Consider the following 18594-nt stretch of genomic DNA (forward strand, 5'->3'; position numbering starts at 1 on the left):
ACTGTCCAGTCTATATCGCGAATGCTCTTTTAGGGGAACAAGATGCTGTCATCGAAGTTTGGCGTATTTATACTGACTGGACTCTGCCTGGCATCCCAGGCTTTTGCCCTGGATCTTTTGTCCCCCGCCAAAAGAGAGATCGCCATGCAGCTGGTGTCCAGCGCGGAAAACTCCTCGCTGGACTGGCGAAAACAGTATGCCTATATAGAAGATATCGACGACGATCGCGGCTATACCGCTGGTCTGATCGGTTTTACTTCCGCCAATGGTGATATGCTCGACGTTGTGGAGCGCTACACGTCAAAGCGGGCGGCCAACCCGCTTGCGAAGTATCTGCCAGCCTTAAAAAGGCTCGCGGAAGAAGAAAGCAGCACCCATTCCGGACTTGATCCTGATTTTGTTGATGCCTGGAAACGGGCGGCAAAAGATCCCGCATTTCGAGCGGCGCAGGATGAAATTCTGACGGAGCAGTATCTGGAGCCCGCCGTCGAGCAAGCGAAAGAAGACGGGCTGAGCACGCTCGGGCAGTTTATCTACTATGATGCGCTGGTCATGCATGGGCCGGGTAACCAGCGAGAGGCGTTTGGGGGCATACGCGCGGCGGCAAGTAATGTTGCCCAAACACCCGCACAGGGTGGCAGCGAGCAGGCCTGGTTGAACGCGTTTTTAGATGCCCGGGTGACGATTATGCTGGAGGAACAAGCCCATGAGGATACCTCGCGAGTTGAGCTTGAACAGCGCCGTTTTCTAAGGGAAGGGAATTATAGCCTGTCGCTCCCGCTGCGCTGGGGGACCAATGACGAAGACTTTGTGATTGGCCGCTAAGGGGAAGAACATTGACTCACATTAAGAGGCTGAGTATCGAAATATTCAACCTGTAATTTTTTAAAAATGGTTAGCACAAGCAATGCCAGTATCTTTAGAAATGCCAGATACTCAACTTCTCGCCTATTGATAAAGTATGTGGCATTTCTGTGATTTTTATCTCAATGCACGACGGGTGGGAAGTATCATATGCTCACAAGTAAAATATAACACTTTGTGAATCCCATCGATCATAACGTTTTTTCTTTTAGGTTGGAAACATTTCATCTTATTTTCATACCCCCCAAAAGTTCCTGCCGGTGAGTACTGTGTAGTATACGCTCTCACTGGTTTTTCGAGATGTGAAGCTAATACATTCGCAACTGAAAATATCCCGCCAAAGCCACCTGCGCAACAATATAATCGGATTTCATTAATCATCATCCAGTTAATATCATGTTGAATCGCACTTTTCTCTATTGATTTTTTAATCTTATTGGCGAGAGTTAAACCTGACATATGATTAGCATTGAATATCATGCCATGCATAGTAATCTCCAATGCTCTATCAACCCTATTATAAGTGAGGTTTCCATCAGTTCCTAAGAAAGATGCTTCAATAATAACATCAGCAGTTAAATGCTTTTTCATTTATATCATCCTTTGTTGTTTCACTAAACTATAAAATCGCTTCTCATATATCAGTGCTATTACGCGAGCACCCCAGTTGAGATAAACTCCATTACCCGAAAATACAAGAAATGTACCCACGTCGGCAAAACTAAGAGGGGCGTAATCGGCATCGCTGATAACAAATTTTCCATATAAAGCCACAAATGATCCATGTCCATATTTTGGGAATGGATAGGGTATATGCTGTTTATCACGCTTTCTATTTTTTTTGTTTTTTTTAAGTCAATAAAAAATGATTTGACGCAATTTTGGTTTTCATCGGATGGTTAATTATTGATGGGGTTTATAGATTGAGTGTAATAAATATTATTAAATAATAACTGTCGGTATCATTTGAAATAAAACAATCAGGTCGCCACCGGAATTAAAGTGGCGACTATTAAATCCTTAATTAATCGACGGCCCCTTCCAGCAGCGCCATTAACCTTTCCTGCACGCTGGTGCAGCCGGCCAGTACCAAATTACCGTTCAACAGGCCTCCGTTGGCGAGAAACGCAGTACTACTGCCGCCAGCCTCGGTGATCAGCAGCAGCCCGGCCAGCGCGTCCCAGCTGTTCATATGCTCCTCGTAGTAGGCGTGAACCTGGCCCGCGGCAACGTGCGCCAGCATCAGCGCGCCTGCGCCAAAACGCCGGTACTCCATGCCGTCGTTCAGAACATCTTCTATAGTGCGCGCATAAAGTGGAACCGGCGCGCGGCTGGAACGACCCAGGCCGATGACCACGCCTTCCGGGGATGGATCGTGAAGCTTGAGCGATTTACCGTTCAGGAATGCGCCCGCGCCGTGGCGGGCAAAAAAGAACTCATCTCGGTCGGGAGCATAGATAATTCCCAGCTCAATCACGTTCTGCCTGACGTAAGCGAGGGAGACGCACCAATAGTCCATGCCAAGAATAAAGTTAGTGGTGCCATCAACCGGATCGAGCACCCAGACGCCGCGTTCGCCTTCCTCCAGGCCACTTTCTTCCCCCAGAAAGCCGTCCTGCGGGCAATGCGTCCGCAGCCAGCTTTTAATCTCTTGCTCAACCAGAATGTCCGCCTGTGAGACGAAATCCTGGCGACCTTTTTTTTCCACGCTTAAGCCTGCATCGCGCAGCGCCTGGGCGCGGGCGCCGGTTTCGCGGATTAACGTGCATAACGCCTGTAGCTGTTGTTCAGTCATGTTTTGCTCTTAAGTAAGGGAGATTGACGTGTGTCGATGAATCAGGTTGACCTTCACCCAACTGGTGCGTGAAGGCTGTGCAGGCGTTCGGGCGCGCTCCAGCAGGTGAGCCAGCGCCAGCCGGGAGATTTCCGCCACATCCTGGTTGAGGGTGGTGAGTCGGTAGCTGTACTGCGCCGTTTGTGGCGTGTTGTCGAAGCCGATCAGCTGAAAATCCTGTGGCGCATATTTGCCGCGCTGGCGCATCCCGTCGAGAAAGCCACATGCCAGCTGAGCGTTGGCGCAGAAAATACCGTCGGGGATCTGCGTTACAGCCGCTGCAGCTTGCCAGCCGCCTTCATAGCCTTCCTCTTCACAAAGCAGCGAAGCAAGGTTTTGCTCAACGTTTACACCACGTTCGATCAGCGCCTGGCGGAACGCTTCGCCGCGCATTCTGCCGGCCCAGGTAGAAGAGTGATTATTGAGCCAGCCAAAATGTTTGCACCCGCTGTTGACCAGCTGTTCGGCGGCCAGCACTGCCCCGGCGGCGTTATCCGAACAGACGTAATCCACGCCGGGAATGTCGGGCTGGCGGTTGATGCCAACCACCGGAATATGCTGCTGCACGCACTCGTTCACCAGCGCTTCGGGAGGCTTGCCGGAGGTGACGATGACGCCGGAGACGCGAAACTGAGTGAAGTGGCGCAGCGTTTCCGCCAGCTCCTGCTCAGAGCGGATCTCTGTCACCAGAGCCTGAAAGCCGTTGCGCTGAATTTCGCCTAGAAGGCCGTCAAGCAGGCTGCTGCGAAACGGATCGTTGATGCGCGACACGATGACGCCAATCAGATGGCTGCGGCGGCGGTTAAGGCCCTGAGCAAGAAAATTGACCTGATAACCAAGCTCTTCGGCTACCTGCAGCACGCGTTCCCGTGTGGCAGGGGAAATACTGCCGTTGTTGCTCAGCGCCCGGGAAACCACGGCGCGCGAAACGCCCGCCCGGCGGGCCACATCTTCGGCGGTCACGCTTTGTTTATGCATCGACGAACTCAAGGCAAATAATCCTCAGTGTAAAACCGCTGCTGATGGAAGTCGTACTGCAGCCCGTCCTGGCTGACGAACAGCCCGGCGTGGGGGCGGCAGGCCAGCTTTAGCGCGGGCAAAATGGCATCGTTACAGTGGTACAACCCCAGCGACGGCAGCCCCAGAGAAGTAAAAAGCTTCAGGCAACCGGGGAAGTCGCCGTGGGAAGCGTCCTCCGCCAGTTCAGACAGCGAGGCGCACTCCTGAAACGCCAGGTCCACGCCGGCCATCAGCCCGATAGAAGCTTCGGTGGGCCGCCCGTCGCCGCTATAGAACAAAGCATATTCCCGGATATCCACGCGCAGCGCCAGGTTGGCCATTTCATGGCGGGTTGGGGCGGTGCGAATCCGCCAGTGATGCCAGTGAAAATCAGCTTCGCTGTCGCGCCATTCGATGGGGAAGCAGAGCGAAGGTTCTGGCCAGTTGGCGAGCGAGGCCAGCTGCATCAACACCTCGCGCTGTGCCGGCTGGCTGTAGATCACCAGCGGCTTTTGGCGGGCAAAACTCTTCCAGTGATTGAGCAGCGCCGTTAACCCGGTGCAGTGGTCGGGATGCACGTGGGTGAAAAACAGCACGTCGATGTCGTTGATGCCGCCGCCGCGCTGCCACAGCGCACGAGGAATGGTGGGGCCGCAGTCGATAAGCCATTGCCGGTTTTCGTCATCAACAATCCGCAGCGCGGAAGTATTTTGCCAGCGGGAGAAAGCGCTGCCGCAGCCAAGCACGTCGATTTTCATTGCCCCTCGCTAAAAATTTATCGCGGTTAATTAAAGTGTCACAAAGACACGCCACAGTAGGCTCACATCATCTCTGAGCGGCGTTTCATTTTTTTTACAGCGAAATGAACACGTGTTCATTCAGAGCAAAAAAGACGTAAACAAACATGTCGGATACCGTTATGAGCTACCTGGAAATGGCGCACCTGCAAATTAGTTACGGCGAAAAGGTGGTGCTAAAAGAAATTAATCTTGCCGTGAAGAAAGGCGAGATGATTGCATTGCTGGGCCCGTCCGGCTGCGGGAAAACAACGTTATTGAACGCGTTGTGTGGGTTTATTCCTGTTAAGCAGGGCCACATTGTTGTGGCCGGAAATAATATTACCCAAAGCCCGCCGGAGCAGCGAAATATCACCATGGTATTTCAAAGCTATGCGCTGTGGCCGCATTTAACGGTGGAACAAAATATTGGTTATGGCCTGAAGCTACGCAAGTGGCGGCGGGACGCGATTCAGGCCAGAGTGCTTGAGCTATTACAGATGGTGAATCTGACCGGCCTTGCCGGGGCTAAAATCACCGAACTTTCCGGCGGGCAGCGGCAGCGCGTGGCCCTGGCGCGCGCGCTGGCCATTGAGCCAGACGTACTGGTGCTGGATGAGCCGCTGTCGAATCTGGATGCCAAAGTCCGGCTGAACGTGCGCCACGAAATCAAGCAACTGCAGAAAAAGCTGGGTTTCACTTCGGTGATCGTCACCCACGACCAGCAGGAAGCGCTGGTGATGGCCGACCGCATTGTGGTGCTGAATAATGGCCAAATCGAGCAAATCGGCACCCCGGAAGAGATTTATCAAAAGCCCGCCACGCCCTTTGTGGCTGATTTTATGGGAGCCGATAACCGTATTACGGCGGAAGAAATAAATACCCTGGGCCTGGCCTCGCTAAATAATAGCGGTGACCAGGAAATCTATTTCAGAAGCTCGGATGCCGCGCTTTCATCATTAAATAAATCTTTCCCGGAGGGGGGATTAACGCTTGAAGGGGTGGTTGAGCAAAATGCTTTTATTGGCCACAACTATCGTTACGCCATTCGCTATCGGCAGCGTCTTTTCCATGCCGACGCCGTTGATAATTTGCCGTTGAATACAAAAGTCAGGCTGCATGTGCCTGAGTCAGCCCTGCATATTTTTAGTTCGTCCCACACAGTTTGAACCAGTCTATTTTTCTGAGGGGTAATTATGTTTACTAAAACCAGACTTGCCGCCGTCACGGCGCTGTTTTTAAGTTATGGCGTACAGGCGGAAACCGTTTTAAACGTGGCCACCGCCGGTGACCAAAATATGGTGGATTACGTCAAAACCTGGCTGGGGCCAAAGTTTGAGGCCGCGCATCCGGGGGTCAAAGTGCGCGTGGTCGGCACCGGACCGGGGGATGCAGGCTCGAATAAAATCATCGAAAAACTGAGCGCTCAGCAGCAGAGCGGGGCCAAAACCTGGGATATCGACGTGGCGGTGGTTCACCAGAAAGCGGGCGGCGAACTGGTGGAAAAAGGGCTGCTGGAAAAATACCGCCAGCACATCAAAACGGGCGACATGGTCTCCGCGGATAACGCGAAAAATGCGCTGGGCGTGAACGTGGACGGCTATGTGATGCCGATGTTCCTGAGCCAGACGGCTATCGCCTGGAACAGTGAAACCATGACAGCGCCACCGACCTCTTATGACGAGCTGGTTGAGTGGGCGGCGAAACACCCGCAGGCGTTCGGCTACAACGGCATTAAAAACGGCATGTCCGGCGTCAGTTTTGTCGTTGGCTGGATCTACGCCTACGGCACCGACGCCCAGCGTTTATCCGCCTTGCCTTACGATAAGAGCGTAGAGAAAAACTGGTCGCAGGCTTTTGAGAAGCTGAAAGCGTTTAATAAGAACGTGACCTTTACGCCGGGCAACGCCGGTACGCTGGATATGCTGACCCGAGGGGAAATCGCCATGGGACCGGTCTGGGTGGATATGTTCTACACCTGGAAAGATCAGGGCAAGCTGCCGCCGTCCATCAAGCTCGCTTTGCTTTCACCGGGCATGCCGGGGCAGCCGATGTATTACGTCACGCCGGCCAAAGCGGCACAGCCTGAACTGGCGCGCGAGTTCATTGCGCTGGCAACCAGCCCGGAAGTGCAGGCCGACGGGATCGTGAAGCAGTTCAACTGGTATCCGGGCATTGACGCTAAGTACGTCAAACCGAAGCTGGATGACGCAACCTGGAGCAAACTGTTTGCCGAGATTTCCCCGAAAGCGCTCGCCGATTACGGCAAAAGCTTCCCGATAGCGCCTTACTTTGACGACATCAAAGAAGGGTACGAAAGCCAGGTGTCTAACTAATCCTTTCCCGGCGCCCGGTTCAGGTCGGGCGCCACGCTCAAGTCCAAAGGTTTGCTATGCGCGTTTCGTTAAACTATCTGCTGCTGGTGAGCCCCGCCGCGCTGATGATTGTGGTGCTGTTTCTGTACCCGCTGGGATTTTCTCTGGTGGCTGCCTTTACTTCGAACGCCGGGGCGCTGACGTTACAGCACTTTGCCAAAGTCCTGGCGCTGTACTCCAACGATATCCTGTTCACGGTGTTTATCGTGCTGGTGTCGGTTGCGCTGCTGGCCGCGTTATCGATAACGATCTCGGCGGTGATCACGCTTTCTTCCTGCCGCCCCGTTGTACGGCTACTGGGCATGCTTTACCGCCTGCCGCTGTTTATTCCGTTCATCGTTGCCGCGCAGATGATGCGCACGTTTCTCGCCAAAAACGGCCTGATGAATAACCTGCTGGTTGCCAGCGATTTGGTGCAGCCACTGGACACGATCTCCTGGCTCGGCTGGAAAGGGATCATCATTACCTTTGTCTGGAAGCAGCTGGCGTTTGCCACCTTGCTGATTTGTGGGGCGATGGCGGCACTGGAGCCTGCGCAGGTGCTGGCTGCCAGAAACCTGGGGGCTTCGCGAGTTCGCATTCTGTTCGACATTATTTTACCGCAGGTGTTACCGGCTATTGGTGTCGCGCTGGTGCTTTCCACGGTGACCATGATGTCCGTGCTGTCCGTGCCGCTGATGATTGGCACCGGAACGCCAACGATGCTGACCGTCGACATGGCATTCCGCGTTAACTCCTACAGCGATTATGCGGTGGCTAACGCGCTGGGCGTGATCTCCCTGCTGATTTGCGGGGCGCTGTCCTGGTTTTATCTGCGCCACAGCCTGCGCCAGAAAGGAGGGGAAGCATGAGCCTGATAAAAGGCCGATTCGGCCTGCCGCTGCAGGTACTGCTGCTGGCCTTTATGCTGTTTGCGATGTTCGGCCCGTTGCTGAACCTGCTGATCTGGACGGTGGCGGAAAGCTGGTTTTATCCGCATACCTTGCCGAGCCAGTGGGGATTAAAGTACTGGTATCAGGTGTTTAGCCCGTACAGCGATGTGTCCGGCTCGCTGCTGACCAGCGTGTTTATTGCCGTGCTGTCGGTGCTGGTTTGCCTGCTGATTTCCGTTCCCGCCGGCTACGCGCTTTCCCGGCGCGCGATGCCGTTCCGGGTGGTGTTTATGCTACTGTTTTTGATCCCTCAGGCGTTTCCAAACCTGACGGTGTATATGAACATCGCGCGGCTTTTCTATCAGTGGGGGCTGAACGGCACGGTAGCTGGCGTGGTGCTGGTGCACAGCGTACATGGCCTGATGTATTCAGTCTGGATTTGCGTAGCCGCGTTTTCGGCTGTTGACCCGCTGCAGGCGCGGGCGTCCCGTAATTTAGGGGCAGGGCCACTGTTTACCTTCTGGCACATTGTGCTGCCTCAAGCTTTACCGGGGATCATGGCCGCCGGGATTTTCGTGTTCCTGGAGTCGCTGGATGAGTTTACCGGCACCTTTTTCGTCGGCGCGCCGGATATCACCACGCTGCCGCTGCTGCTTTACAACGCCAGCATGTCCGGGAATTACCAGGTATCGTCGATTACCGCGCTGATTTTGCTGGTACCGTCGCTGCTGTTTATGCTGGTCATCCATAAGTTTATGCGGCCTGAGATGTTGTCGAAGCTGGGCAAGTGATACAGGGCATTGGCTACAATACAGATAATTCCGGGCGGATAATGTTTTAGATTATCCGCCTGAAGGGAGTGAAAGCCCGTTATCCGTTTGTTTTCGAGGTGTCCATGAAGAAGCGATATGCTCTCGCCGCAATTCCGGTTTTACTGACGACCTTTAGCAGCCTGGCTTCCTCGGAAGCGGCCTGGCAGCAGTTGGACAAAGACGTGCAAAAAAGCTGTCTCGCCATCAGCGCCCTGCAGGAGAAAAAGATAGAAGGGAAGCGCACTGACTTCAGCGACGAGGTCGGTTACTCGGCGGTGGTGATTTCAGGCAACTACAAATTTAAGAACAGCCAGCCGGTGCCTGGCAAAGAACTGTGTCTTTATAACCGCAAAACGAAAAAGGCCAGTCTGGAACAGATGCAGTAGCATTTTTGCACGGTTAAAGAATATATCCCTGCAAAGACAATCTCTTTGAACGACAGGCAGTTATCCCTCAGCCGGGACGCTGCCTGTTTTATCTGGCGCAAAACTGCCATTTCCCCGTCACGTTTCTGCCATAAACCCCTCCCATACTGACTGACTTCTGACCCCTGACAGGTTTGCAGACAATGGCAAAACGTCCCTGGCTTCCGTGGCTGATCCTCACGCCATCTTTGATCTTTTTACTGCTCTTTACCTGGTTCCCGCTGATCCGCTCGGTGTACGACAGCCTGTTTGATACGCGTCTGGCGGGCGAGGCCGGCGCGTATGTGGGCGCAGGTAACTATGTTCGCCTTTTTGCCGACGCGGTTTTCTGGAAATCGCTGATGAATAATCTGTTCTATATCGTGCTGACCGTGATCCCCGGCGTGGCGCTCGCGCTGCTGCTGGCGGTTGCGCTGTGGGAAAATCATCGCGTTAACCGCTGGCTGCGGACGGCATTTTTCTTCCCGATGATCATTCCCATGGTCAGCGCTGCGGCGCTGTGGCTGTTCATTTTTATGCCGGGCATGGGGATGCTGGATTACTACCTGGCGAAGCTGTTCGGGCCGATGAATAACAACTGGCTCGGCCGCAGCAACAGCGCGCTGTACGCCCTGGCGCTGATTGGTGTCTGGAAGTTCGCGGGCTATTACATGCTGTTCTTCCTCGCCGGCTTACAAAGCCTGCCAGCCTCGGCGCGTGAAGCGGCGATCATGGAAGGGGCAACCTCCACGCAGGTATTCTTCAAAGTCACTTTACCGCTGCTTCGCCCGACGCTGAGCTTTGTGGTAACCACGGCGCTTATCTACTCGATTACGCAGATTGACCACGTGGCGGTGATGACGCGCGGCGGGCCGGATAACGCCACCACCGTGCTGCTGTACTACATCCAGAGTCTCGCCTGGGACACCCATGATTTAGGCAAAGCTTCTGCCGCCACCTTCCTGACGCTGGCCGGACTGTTTGTCTTCTCGTTCGTTAACCTCAAACTGCTGGAAAGGGGCGCCCACCATGAGCGTTGAGTTTTCTGGGTCCGTTGTCAACGCGCGTAGCGTACCGCAGCCGCTGTGGTTGCGCCTGCGAAAATCAAAGGGCGTGACGCTCACCGTGCTGATGTGCTGCCTGGCGCTGCTGTGGGTTAGTCCGTTTATCTGGATGCTTTCATCGGCTTTTAGCGCCAGCACCTTCGGGGAAGGCATGGCCTCAATATTGCCGCGTTTTCCGCTCACGCTGGATAACTTCCGTGATGCGTGGCAGAGCGCCGACTGGCTCAGTTTGTACGCCAATACCCTGATTTTCAGCTTCGGTACTTTCTTCGTGCAGCTCATCACCATCACCACCGCCGGGTACGTTTTTGCCTGCCATGAGTTTCGCGGCAAGCAAATGCTGTTCCTGCTGTTTCTGGTGCAGCTGATGATCATGCCCGTCGTGATGATGGTGCCGAACATGATGACGCTCAAAGCGCTGGGCCTGCTCAATACGCTGACCGGCGTGATGATGCCGTATTTCACCTCCGCGTTCGGCGTGTTCCTGATGCGTCAGGCGTTTCTCGCCATCCCGAAAGAGCTGGAGGAGGCCGCGCTGATGGAGGGCTGCCGCTGGTGGCAGGTGCTTTACCGCGTGCTGCTGCCGATGTGCTGGCCGTCGGTGCTGGCTTTCGCCACCGTGAGTATTACCTACCACTGGAACGAGTACCTGTGGCCGCTAATGATGCTCAACGACCCGGACAAGCAGGTGCTAACGGTCGGGCTCGTTTCGTTTGCTATGGGCGCCGAATCCGGCGGCCAGTGGGGCACCATCAGCGCCGGGACCATTATGGTTTGCCTGCCGCTGATGCTCGCCTTTATCGCCTTCCAGAAGCAGTTTCTGCGAAGTTTTGGTTTTTCAGGTATCAAGTAAGGAGTTGAGTGATGTTATTGGCCCATATTTCCGACACCCATTTCCGCAGTCAGAACCAGAAACTGTACGGCTTTATCGACATCAACGCGGGCAATGCCGACGTGGCCTCGCAGCTGAACGCGCTGCGTGACCGCCCGGATGCGGTCATCGTCAGCGGGGATATCGTCAACTGCGGGCGCCCTTCAGAGTACGAGGTTGCGCGCCAGGTGCTCGGCACCATCAAGTCGCCGCTTTATTTGATCCCCGGCAACCACGACGATAAATCTCATTTTCTGGAATACCTGCGCCCGCTTTGCCCGCCGTTGGGGGACGACCCGGAAAACATCCGCTATGCGGTGGACGACTTCGCTACCCGTCTGCTGTTTATCGACTCCAGCCTCGCCGGGCACTCTAAAGGCTGGCTGACCGACAATACCGTGTCCTGGCTTGAAGCGCAGTTAACCGCGAGCGGCGACAAGCCCACGGCGGTCTTTATGCACCATCCGCCGCTGCCGCTGGGCAACGCGCAAATGGACAAAATCGCCTGCGAAAACGGGCACCTGCTGCTTGATTTGGTCGCCCGTTTCCCGGCGCTGGTGCGTATTTTCTGCGGCCACAACCACAGCCTGACGATGACCCAATACCGCCAGGCAACGATAGCGACGATTCCCGGCACGGTTCACCAGGTTCCGTATCACTTTGAGGACAGCCGCCCGTATTACGATCTGTCGCCGCCGTCTTGCCTGATGCACCGCCAGGTGGGCGACCAGTGGGTCAGCTATCAGCATTCTCTGGCGCATTATGCTGGCCCGTGGCTGTATGACGCGGCGATCAGTTGCCCGACGGATGAGTATTAATCGCTATGTTAAGACTGAATCAGGTAAGCAAGCAGTTTGAAGGCAAAGCGGCGCTCAACGCGCTGTCGCTCAGCATCGACGAAGGCGAGTTTGTGGTTCTGGTCGGGCCGTCCGGCTGCGGTAAAAGTACGCTGTTGCGGATGCTGGCGGGGCTGGAAGAGGTTAGCGGCGGCGAGATTTGGCTCGGCGGCGAGAACATTACTGCGATGTCGCCGCGTGAGCGCAACTTCGCGATGATCTTCCAGAACTATGCGCTGTTTCCGCACCTGACGGTACGGGACAACATCACCTTTGGCATGAAGATCCGTAAAGAAGATAAAGCCAGCTGGCAGCCGCGCCTCGAGCAGGTGGCCACGATGCTGCAGCTGGGTGAAATGCTCGACCGTAAACCGGCCAAACTGTCCGGCGGGCAGCGCCAGCGTGTGGCAATGGCGAGAGCCATTGTGCGCAATCCGCGTCTGTTCCTGATGGATGAACCGCTCTCTAACCTGGATGCCCGCCTGCGCACCGAGGTGCGCGACAGCATCATGGCGCTGCATCATCAGCTTAAAACCACCACCATCTACGTCACCCACGATCAGACGGAAGCCATGTCGATGGCGGATCGCATAGTGGTGATGAACGGCGGCGTGGTGCAGCAGGTGGGCGAGCCGGAGCACCTTTATGCCCATCCAGCCAACCTGTTTGTTGCTGGTTTTATTGGTTCCCCGGCCATGAATTTGGTTTCTCTGCCTTGTGAAAAGGGCCGCGTTTTGCCTGCCACGCTGAATTTGCCTCTGCCGCCTGCTGCGGAAAAAGCGCAAAGCGTCTGGTTCGGGATCCGCCCCGAGCACCTCACCGACAGGCCAGAAAACGGGCACCTGACGCTAACGGCGACGGTGCTGCAACGAGAACTGATGGGCGCAGATTATCTGCTCCATGTCAGTACCCCCCTGGGAACGTTACGCTACACCCGTCGCCACCGCGGCGAGGTACCAGAAAAAGGCGATACGCTTACCCTCGGTTTTTCTTCATCGGATATACACCTTTTCCACACAGACCTTCACCACAACTTACACCAGGAGATTGACCATGTTTAACCCCCTGATGCATAAATGGCGGGCGCTTGCCGTTTGCTGTTCGCTGGCCGTGAGCGGCGCAGCGCTGGCAAAAGAGAAAATTGATTTTATGTTCCCGGCGCCGGTCGACGGCAAGCTGACAATGGAGATGACCCGCGTCATCAAGGCGTTTAACGATTCGCAGCAGGACGTCGAAGTCCGCGGTATTTTTACCGGCAGCTACGACACCACCAAAATTAAAGCGGAATCCGCCCAGAAAGCCGGGCAGCCGCCGGCGCTGGTCATCATGTCAGCCAACTTCACCACCGACCTTGCGCTAAAAGACGAAATCCTGCCGATGGACGAGCTGTTTAAATACGGCAACCGCAAGGCGGGCGATTTCCTGATGAACGATTTCTGGCCAGCAATGCACAAGAATGCCCAGGTAATGGGCGTGACGTACGCGATTCCGTTCCATAACTCCACGCCAATCCTGTACTACAACAAAACCATGTTCGATCAGGCAGGCATCAAGCAGCCGCCGCAGACCTGGGCCGAAATGCTGGCCGATGCGAAGAAGCTGACCGACGCCAGCAAAGGGCAGTGGGGCATCATGCTGCCGTCCACCAACGACGATTACGGCGGCTGGATCTTCTCCTCGCTGGTTCGAGCCAATGGCGGTAACTACTTCAACGAAAACTATCCGGGCGAAGTGTATTACGACTCGCCGACCACCATTGGCGCGCTGCGCTTCTGGCAGAACATGGTTTACCGCGACAAAGTGATGCCGTCCGGCGTGCTTAACTCCAAGCAGATCAGCGCTGCGTTCTTCAGCGGTAAACTGGGCATGGCGATGCTGAGCACCGGCGCGCTGGGCTTTATGCGCGAAAACAGCAAAGATTTTGATATGGAAGTGGCGATGATGCCCGCCAAAGAACAGCGGGCGGTGCCTATCGGCGGCGCGAGCCTGGTCAGCTTCAAGGGCATTTCCGACGCGCAGAAAAAGGCGGCTTATCAGTTCCTGACGTATCTGGTTAGCCCGCAGGTTAACGGCGCGTGGAGCCGTTTCACCGGGTATTTCTCCCCGCTGAAGGCCTCGTACGACACGCCGGAAATGAAAGAATACCTGCAGAAAGATCCGCGCGCGCAAATCGCGCTGGATCAGCTGAAATATGCCCATCCCTGGTATTCGACTTATGAAACGGTTGCCGTTCGTCAGGCGATGGAAAACCAGCTGGCGGCGGTGGTGAACGATCAAAAGGTGACCCCGGAAGCGGCAGCGAAATCTGCCCAGCAAACGGCGGACAGCCTGATGAAGCCGTATGTTGAGAAAACCGCGCTGGCCGATGTGAAGTAAAATCCCCACGTTTACCTTTTCACGGGCGGTTTTACCGCCCGCTATCTTCGTGTTAAAAACTCACTTTCTGACTATAACAGTTGTACAAAACAGCGTATTTTTAGCGCTGTGATATAGACAGGGAGCAGCGCATGAAAAAGTACCAGCAGCTGGCACAGCAGATCCTCGACCAGATTGCCCTCGGCGTCTGGCAGCCGGGGGATCGTTTGCCGTCGCTGCGCGAGCAGGTCGGCCACAGCGGCATGAGCTTTATGACCGTCGGCCACGCCTATCAGATGCTGGAAAGCCAGGGGGCGATTGTGGCCAGGCCGCAGTCCGGCTACTACGTTGCGCCCCGACCGGTGGCACGCACCGCGCCGCCTGCGGTGCAGGTCACTCGCGCGGAAACCGTCGATATCAATACCTATATTTTTGATGTGCTGCAGGCAAGCACGGATGCTTCCGTGGTGCCGTTTGGCTCTGCGTTCCCGGATCCTCGCCTGTTTCCGCTCCAGTCGCTCCACCGTTCAATGGCGGCGGTCAGCAAAACGGCGACCGCCATCAGCGTGATTGAAAGCCTGCCGCCGGGCAACGAAGCGCTGCGCCACGCCATCGCCCAGCGCTACGCCCAGCAGGGGATGCATGTTTCACCGGACGAAATTGTTATCACCGCCGGCGCGCTTGAGGCGCTCAACCTCAGTCTGCAGGCGGTGACCGAGCCGGGTGACTGGGTAATTGTCGAAAACCCTTGCTTCTACGGCGCGCTGCAGGCGCTGGAGCGTCTGAGGCTGAAAGCGCTCTCGGTCGCCACTGACCCGGTAAGCGGGATCGATCTCGATGCCCTGGCGCAGGCTCTGGCCGAATACCCGGTCAAAGCCTGTTGGCTAATGACCAACAGCCAGAACCCGCTGGGCGTGACGCTGCCGCCGGAGAAAAAAGCGCGGCTGGTACAACTGTTGCGGGCACATAACGTCACGCTGATTGAGGATGACGTGTACAGCGAGCTTTATTACGGGCGGGAAAGGCCGCTGCCTGCCCGGGCGTATGATGCCCACAATATTACTCTGCATTGCTCCTCGTTTTCAAAATGCCTGGTGGCCGGATTTCGCATCGGCTGGGTCGCCGCCGGGAAGCACGCCCGCCGCATTCAGCAGTTGCAACTGATGAGCACCTTGTCCACTAGTTCGCCGATGCAGCTGGCGCTGGTCGATTTTCTGGCTACCCGCCGCTATGACACACACCTGCGCCGCCTCCGGCGGCAGCTGGCAGAACGCAAGCAGCAGGCCTGGCAAACGCTAAGTGAGCTTTTCCCTCCTGAAGTCAAAATCCACCGCAGCGAAAGCGGCTATTTCCTGTGGATTGAACTGCCGGAGGGGCTGGATACCAGCCTGCTTAACGAGCGGGCGCTGGCGCATAAGATAAGCATCGCCCCGGGGAAAATGTTCACCACCGGCAGGGCCTGGGATAACTATTTCCGCTTCAACGCCTCGTGGAACTGGGGCGAAAGAGAGCGCCAGGCCGTGGTGACGTTGTCACGTTTAATCAAGGAATTGATTGAGGAACACCATGTACAGGACTGAAAGATTGCTGCTGAGAGCGTGGCGAGACGAGGACTTGGTTCCGTTTGCCGAAATGAACGCTGACCCGGAGGTGATGCGCTATTTCTTGCAGCCCCTGACGTCGGAAGAGAGCCAGCGTTACCTCGAGACATTCCGTCAGCGTATGGCTGAATACGGCTTTGGCTTCTGGGCGGTGGAAGAGCAACGCAGCAGTGAGCTGGTCGGGTTTGTGGGCCTGAATCGCCCCGGCTACTCGCTGCCGTTTGGCCCCTGTGTCGAGGTCGGCTGGCGGCTTCGAAAAGCGTTTTGGGGCAAAGGGTACGCGCCTGAGGCCGCGAGGGAAGCGCTGCGCATTGGTTTCGACGAATACGATCTGGACAGCATTGTGGCTTTTACCGCACTGCCAAATTTGCCGTCTCAGCGGGTGATGGAGAAGCTGGGCATGCGCCGAAGCGGAGAGTTTGACCATCCCATGGTGCCGGAGCAGCATCCGCTGCTCCGGCATGTCTGGTATCAGATACACCGGCAGGAGGGTTAAAAGCCGGCGAACCGGCTTGTGTCACCGCTATTCTGTCGGTTGAAAAACGTAATGGTCGCCTTTAGCCACAATATGCCCGACGCCCGGGAACGGGAAGTGCGGGGCAAAAATCAGTTCACGATCGGCGGCCAGTCTGGCCAGCAGCGCTTTGCGGTTGGCTATGCCTTCCTGGCGATTGTTGTCATAGGCAATCGCCCATTCGGGCTTCGTCAGCGACACAATCGAGCTGTGCGCCGAGTCGCCAATGTCTAAAAGTCGCTGCTTGCCGGAGACAATCTGGTAGCCAACGTGCCCCGGCGTGTGGCCCGGCAGCGGCACAGAGGTGATCCCCGGCAGCACCTGGTCGCCTGGCTTAAAGGTTTTCACCTGCGGCTGGATGGCCTCAGCCAGCGCCTTCATCTTCGGCAGCGTTTGCAGCCATGCCCAGTCCGGGGCGGAGATTTGCACCGTGGCGTGGGGGAATGCCTGCTTGCCGTCCGCCGTCAGCAGCCCGCCAACATGGTCGCCGTGAACGTGGGTGATCAGCACATCGGTTACCTGCTCTGGCTTATAACCCGCCTTTGCGAGGCTCTCAACCAGCTGGCCCTGAGCGTTGGGGCCAAGCCCGGTATCCAGCAGAATGACTTTACTGCCGTCTTTCACCAGCAGGGCATCGACGCTGAGCTTAATCTTGTCCGTCGGCGCGCCCGCCGCAGACAGCACTTCGGCCACCGATTTTTCTCCCACGTCGACGCCAATCACTTTGCCATCGTTGGGCAGGGTGTTGTTTTTATCGTGCAGCGCGGTTAGCTCAAGCTTGCCGAGCGGAAAAGTTTTAAACGCCGCGCCTGCGTTATCCGCCAGCGCGAAGGCGGAGTAGCTGGCCGCAAACAGAACTGAAACGAGCAGTTTTTTGATCATGACTGTTCCCTTTATGCATCAGGTTAATTACCGGAAACCCATTGTTACTACTGACATGTTACCGCAACAGATTTTAAGTAAAGCATCTACGCTGATTAGTGGTTAGCTGCTTGGGCGGGTTTACATTTTGCATTGGGGTTAAAGATGAAGCGTAAAACACTAAGTTACGGGCTGCCTGTCAGCCTTTTTTTGGCTGCGCTGAGCGGTAGCGCATGGGCCGAGAGCGGCCAGACCGCGCCGGGTGAAAACTACCCGGTGCTGACAAAGGACTATCTGCTGCAATCCTTTGATGGCAGTGAAAAACCGAATGAAGTGAAGATCACGTCGGGGCTGCATAACCGCTATTTCTACAGCAACTGCGGTGGGGACAAAAGCTGTGATTCTGCCATTCCGGCGGGGGCGATGGTGTTTAAAGCACCGTCCGGGTTTGGATCTACGCCGCACAGTGAATTTCCTCGCGTCGAGCTGAGAGCCACGCACAATTTTGTTAACGGCAGCGAGTTTGACAATGAGCAGCGCGGGTCGGTGTATATCGTCAAAAATCCGTCCACGCGCTCAATTATTTTTGCTCAAATTCACGGCGACAAACCCGGCGGCTCAGAGATGTTGAAACTGCGCTGGGAAGACGGCGCGATAGTGGCGGGCGTGAAAGAAAACTACGGCGACCCGGAAAAACGCACCACGCTGCTTTCGGGCGTCGGGCTGAAAGACAAAATTGATTACAGCATCAAAGCCAAAGGCACGGCGAGCGGCATGAAGGTGACGGTGGAGGCCAGCGCCGGAGGCAAAAAGGCCAGCCAAACGTTTGACTATCCGAAGCAGGGCTGGGAAGGGATCCAGCTGTACTTCAAGGCGGGCAACTACAACCAGGACAAAAACAAGGATGGTTCTGAATCGGTGGTGGCCTACAGCAAGCTTGACGTACGCTACAAGTAAGCGAGTTAAAACCGGCAGCCGGAGTGGCTGCCGGACGTTATGGCGTTATTTTTTTACCGCAATCAGCACGGATGAGGCTTTCACCAGTGCCAGCAGGCGAGACCCCACCTTCAGCGCCATTTCATCAGCGGCTTCGTTAGTCACCACGGCGGTTAATGCAAAACCCGCGTCCGTCTGAATATGCACGGTGGTGTTCACCGCGCCTTCCGCGATGGCTTTCACCGCGCCTGGGAACTGGTTCCGGGCGGAGAAGTGATAGCCGCAGTCTTCGCTGGCCAGCACCACCCACGGGGCTTTGATCAGGGCCAACGCTTCTTTGCCGTTAACCAGGCCTAAGGCTTCCTTGCTGCTGCGGGTCACCACAGCGACCAGCTTGCCGCCGCCGTTCAGGGTTAATTCTATTTCGTCGTTAACGGCGCCGGCCGTGACGTTGCTGATGGTGCCGATTAACTGATTGCGGGCGGAAATACTCATGGTGCCTCCTGGCGGTGAACTAAGAAAAAGACTGCCTAAAGCATAGGGGGATCCCGCCTTCTTTTCATATTAATTTTCAATAGATACCTCATTTGCGCCGCGGCCTGTTATACCAAAGGGGAGCG

20 protein-coding genes are annotated in these 18594 nt (G+C 55.8%); 14 read left to right on the forward strand and 6 right to left on the reverse strand.

Translation table 11 applies throughout. The annotated features are described in order from the left end of the window. The first annotated feature begins 42 nt into the window (after window positions 1-42). Window positions 43-825 carry a chitosanase gene (locus WFK85_RS06760; protein WP_336707218.1) on the forward strand — a complete coding sequence of 261 codons (783 nt, stop codon included), beginning with the start codon at window positions 43-45 and terminating at the stop codon, window positions 823-825. A 156-nt stretch (window positions 826-981) separates the two neighbouring features. On the opposite strand, the gene WFK85_RS06765 is transcribed toward WFK85_RS06760, so the two are convergent. From WFK85_RS06765 to WFK85_RS06785, 4 genes are all read right to left on the reverse strand, one after another. Next, window positions 982-1455: a hypothetical protein gene (locus WFK85_RS06765; RefSeq protein WP_336707216.1), complete on the reverse strand. Its 474-nt coding sequence runs from the start codon at window positions 1453-1455 to the stop codon at window positions 982-984. Window positions 1456-1888: 433 nt separating this feature from the next. Next, the gene (locus tag WFK85_RS06775; RefSeq protein WP_336707215.1) at window positions 1889-2659 is read right to left on the reverse strand and encodes an inositol monophosphatase family protein; all 771 of its coding nucleotides are present in this window, start codon (window positions 2657-2659) and stop codon (window positions 1889-1891) included. 9 nt (window positions 2660-2668) lie between these two features. Continuing rightward, the gene (locus tag WFK85_RS06780) at window positions 2669-3676 is read right to left on the reverse strand and encodes a LacI family DNA-binding transcriptional regulator (protein WP_336707213.1); all 1008 of its coding nucleotides are present in this window, start codon (window positions 3674-3676) and stop codon (window positions 2669-2671) included. Between the two features lie 8 nt (window positions 3677-3684). Then, the gene (locus tag WFK85_RS06785; RefSeq protein ID WP_336707212.1) at window positions 3685-4455 is read right to left on the reverse strand and encodes an MBL fold metallo-hydrolase; all 771 of its coding nucleotides are present in this window, start codon (window positions 4453-4455) and stop codon (window positions 3685-3687) included. Window positions 4456-4616: 161 nt separating this feature from the next. On the opposite strand from WFK85_RS06785, the gene WFK85_RS06790 reads away from it, so the two are divergent. The 12 genes from WFK85_RS06790 to WFK85_RS06845 all read left to right on the forward strand — a co-directional run bounded on the left by WFK85_RS06790 (window position 4617) and on the right by WFK85_RS06845 (window position 16159). Further along, window positions 4617-5642 (forward strand): ABC transporter ATP-binding protein, encoded by a 1026-nt coding sequence (locus WFK85_RS06790; protein ID WP_336707354.1) that lies wholly within the window; start codon window positions 4617-4619, stop codon window positions 5640-5642. A gap of 27 nt (window positions 5643-5669) precedes the next feature. Further along, window positions 5670-6809 (forward strand): ABC transporter substrate-binding protein, encoded by a 1140-nt coding sequence (locus WFK85_RS06795; protein WP_166992256.1) that lies wholly within the window; start codon window positions 5670-5672, stop codon window positions 6807-6809. Between the two features lie 56 nt (window positions 6810-6865). Further along, on the forward strand, window positions 6866-7699 hold the full coding sequence (locus tag WFK85_RS06800) for an ABC transporter permease (RefSeq protein WP_336707211.1): 834 nt from the start codon (window positions 6866-6868) through the stop codon (window positions 7697-7699). Beyond that, window positions 7696-8511: an ABC transporter permease gene (locus WFK85_RS06805; RefSeq protein WP_008461462.1), complete on the forward strand. Its 816-nt coding sequence runs from the start codon at window positions 7696-7698 to the stop codon at window positions 8509-8511. The genes WFK85_RS06800 and WFK85_RS06805 overlap by 4 nt, the downstream gene beginning before the upstream one ends. Before the next feature lie 104 nt (window positions 8512-8615). After that, window positions 8616-8918 carry a hypothetical protein gene (locus tag WFK85_RS06810; RefSeq protein ID WP_052045593.1) on the forward strand — a complete coding sequence of 101 codons (303 nt, stop codon included), beginning with the start codon at window positions 8616-8618 and terminating at the stop codon, window positions 8916-8918. A 182-nt stretch (window positions 8919-9100) separates the two neighbouring features. Next, window positions 9101-9976 carry a carbohydrate ABC transporter permease gene (locus tag WFK85_RS06815; protein WP_442892178.1) on the forward strand — a complete coding sequence of 292 codons (876 nt, stop codon included), beginning with the start codon at window positions 9101-9103 and terminating at the stop codon, window positions 9974-9976. Next, on the forward strand, window positions 9966-10853 hold the full coding sequence (locus WFK85_RS06820) for a carbohydrate ABC transporter permease (RefSeq protein ID WP_336707208.1): 888 nt from the start codon (window positions 9966-9968) through the stop codon (window positions 10851-10853). Before WFK85_RS06815 ends, WFK85_RS06820 begins: the two co-directional genes overlap by 11 nt. A gap of 11 nt (window positions 10854-10864) precedes the next feature. Continuing rightward, window positions 10865-11689: a phosphodiesterase gene (locus tag WFK85_RS06825; protein WP_336707352.1), complete on the forward strand. Its 825-nt coding sequence runs from the start codon at window positions 10865-10867 to the stop codon at window positions 11687-11689. Window positions 11690-11694: 5 nt separating this feature from the next. Further along, window positions 11695-12768: an ATP-binding cassette domain-containing protein gene (locus WFK85_RS06830; protein ID WP_166992273.1), complete on the forward strand. Its 1074-nt coding sequence runs from the start codon at window positions 11695-11697 to the stop codon at window positions 12766-12768. 7 nt (window positions 12769-12775) lie between these two features. Next, window positions 12776-14083: an ABC transporter substrate-binding protein gene (locus WFK85_RS06835; protein ID WP_166874469.1), complete on the forward strand. Its 1308-nt coding sequence runs from the start codon at window positions 12776-12778 to the stop codon at window positions 14081-14083. A 131-nt stretch (window positions 14084-14214) separates the two neighbouring features. Next, a complete protein-coding gene (locus WFK85_RS06840; RefSeq protein ID WP_336707206.1) occupies window positions 14215-15642 on the forward strand; it encodes an aminotransferase-like domain-containing protein in 1428 nt (475 codons plus the stop codon). Then, a complete protein-coding gene (locus WFK85_RS06845) occupies window positions 15629-16159 on the forward strand; it encodes a GNAT family N-acetyltransferase (RefSeq protein WP_336707204.1) in 531 nt (176 codons plus the stop codon). The genes WFK85_RS06840 and WFK85_RS06845 overlap by 14 nt, the downstream gene beginning before the upstream one ends. 27 nt (window positions 16160-16186) lie before the next feature. Here the strand turns inward: WFK85_RS06845 and WFK85_RS06850 are convergent, their stop codons facing one another. Further along, a complete protein-coding gene (locus tag WFK85_RS06850; protein WP_166992282.1) occupies window positions 16187-17059 on the reverse strand; it encodes an MBL fold metallo-hydrolase in 873 nt (290 codons plus the stop codon). A 144-nt stretch (window positions 17060-17203) separates the two neighbouring features. On the opposite strand from WFK85_RS06850, the gene WFK85_RS06855 reads away from it, so the two are divergent. Then, window positions 17204-17995: a polysaccharide lyase family 7 protein gene (locus tag WFK85_RS06855; RefSeq protein ID WP_166992285.1), complete on the forward strand. Its 792-nt coding sequence runs from the start codon at window positions 17204-17206 to the stop codon at window positions 17993-17995. 45 nt (window positions 17996-18040) lie between these two features. Here WFK85_RS06855 and WFK85_RS06860 read toward each other — a convergent pair whose 3' ends face one another. Beyond that, the gene (locus tag WFK85_RS06860; RefSeq protein WP_166992288.1) at window positions 18041-18469 is read right to left on the reverse strand and encodes a TOBE domain-containing protein; all 429 of its coding nucleotides are present in this window, start codon (window positions 18467-18469) and stop codon (window positions 18041-18043) included. Window positions 18470-18594: the final 125 nt, after the last annotated feature.

The organism is Cedecea sp. VD22, from assembly GCF_037150195.1.
GTDB lineage: Bacteria > Pseudomonadota > Gammaproteobacteria > Enterobacterales > Enterobacteriaceae > Cedecea.

What these genes read in the sequence shown, in the direction of transcription:
- WFK85_RS06840 (WP_336707206.1), top strand. Translation starts at nt 14,215, where the DNA reads ATGAAAAAGTACCAGCAGCTGGCACAGCAGATCCTCGACCAGATTGCC.
- WFK85_RS06860 (WP_166992288.1), bottom strand. Translation starts at nt 18,469, where the DNA reads ATGAGTATTTCCGCCCGCAATCAGTTAATCGGCACCATCAGCAACGTC.
- WFK85_RS06850 (WP_166992282.1), bottom strand. Translation starts at nt 17,059, where the DNA reads ATGATCAAAAAACTGCTCGTTTCAGTTCTGTTTGCGGCCAGCTACTCC.
- WFK85_RS06845 (WP_336707204.1), top strand. Translation starts at nt 15,629, where the DNA reads ATGTACAGGACTGAAAGATTGCTGCTGAGAGCGTGGCGAGACGAGGAC.
- WFK85_RS06835 (WP_166874469.1), top strand. Translation starts at nt 12,776, where the DNA reads ATGCATAAATGGCGGGCGCTTGCCGTTTGCTGTTCGCTGGCCGTGAGC.
- WFK85_RS06855 (WP_166992285.1), top strand. Translation starts at nt 17,204, where the DNA reads ATGAAGCGTAAAACACTAAGTTACGGGCTGCCTGTCAGCCTTTTTTTG.
- WFK85_RS06810 (WP_052045593.1), top strand. Translation starts at nt 8,616, where the DNA reads ATGAAGAAGCGATATGCTCTCGCCGCAATTCCGGTTTTACTGACGACC.
- WFK85_RS06790 (WP_336707354.1), top strand. Translation starts at nt 4,617, where the DNA reads ATGAGCTACCTGGAAATGGCGCACCTGCAAATTAGTTACGGCGAAAAG.
- WFK85_RS06765 (WP_336707216.1), bottom strand. Translation starts at nt 1,455, where the DNA reads ATGAAAAAGCATTTAACTGCTGATGTTATTATTGAAGCATCTTTCTTA.
- WFK85_RS06780 (WP_336707213.1), bottom strand. Translation starts at nt 3,676, where the DNA reads ATGCATAAACAAAGCGTGACCGCCGAAGATGTGGCCCGCCGGGCGGGC.
- WFK85_RS06830 (WP_166992273.1), top strand. Translation starts at nt 11,695, where the DNA reads ATGTTAAGACTGAATCAGGTAAGCAAGCAGTTTGAAGGCAAAGCGGCG.
- WFK85_RS06785 (WP_336707212.1), bottom strand. Translation starts at nt 4,455, where the DNA reads ATGAAAATCGACGTGCTTGGCTGCGGCAGCGCTTTCTCCCGCTGGCAA.
- WFK85_RS06795 (WP_166992256.1), top strand. Translation starts at nt 5,670, where the DNA reads ATGTTTACTAAAACCAGACTTGCCGCCGTCACGGCGCTGTTTTTAAGT.
- WFK85_RS06815 (WP_442892178.1), top strand. Translation starts at nt 9,101, where the DNA reads ATGGCAAAACGTCCCTGGCTTCCGTGGCTGATCCTCACGCCATCTTTG.
- WFK85_RS06760 (WP_336707218.1), top strand. Translation starts at nt 43, where the DNA reads ATGCTGTCATCGAAGTTTGGCGTATTTATACTGACTGGACTCTGCCTG.
- WFK85_RS06820 (WP_336707208.1), top strand. Translation starts at nt 9,966, where the DNA reads ATGAGCGTTGAGTTTTCTGGGTCCGTTGTCAACGCGCGTAGCGTACCG.
- WFK85_RS06775 (WP_336707215.1), bottom strand. Translation starts at nt 2,659, where the DNA reads ATGACTGAACAACAGCTACAGGCGTTATGCACGTTAATCCGCGAAACC.
- WFK85_RS06805 (WP_008461462.1), top strand. Translation starts at nt 7,696, where the DNA reads ATGAGCCTGATAAAAGGCCGATTCGGCCTGCCGCTGCAGGTACTGCTG.
- WFK85_RS06825 (WP_336707352.1), top strand. Translation starts at nt 10,865, where the DNA reads ATGTTATTGGCCCATATTTCCGACACCCATTTCCGCAGTCAGAACCAG.
- WFK85_RS06800 (WP_336707211.1), top strand. Translation starts at nt 6,866, where the DNA reads ATGCGCGTTTCGTTAAACTATCTGCTGCTGGTGAGCCCCGCCGCGCTG.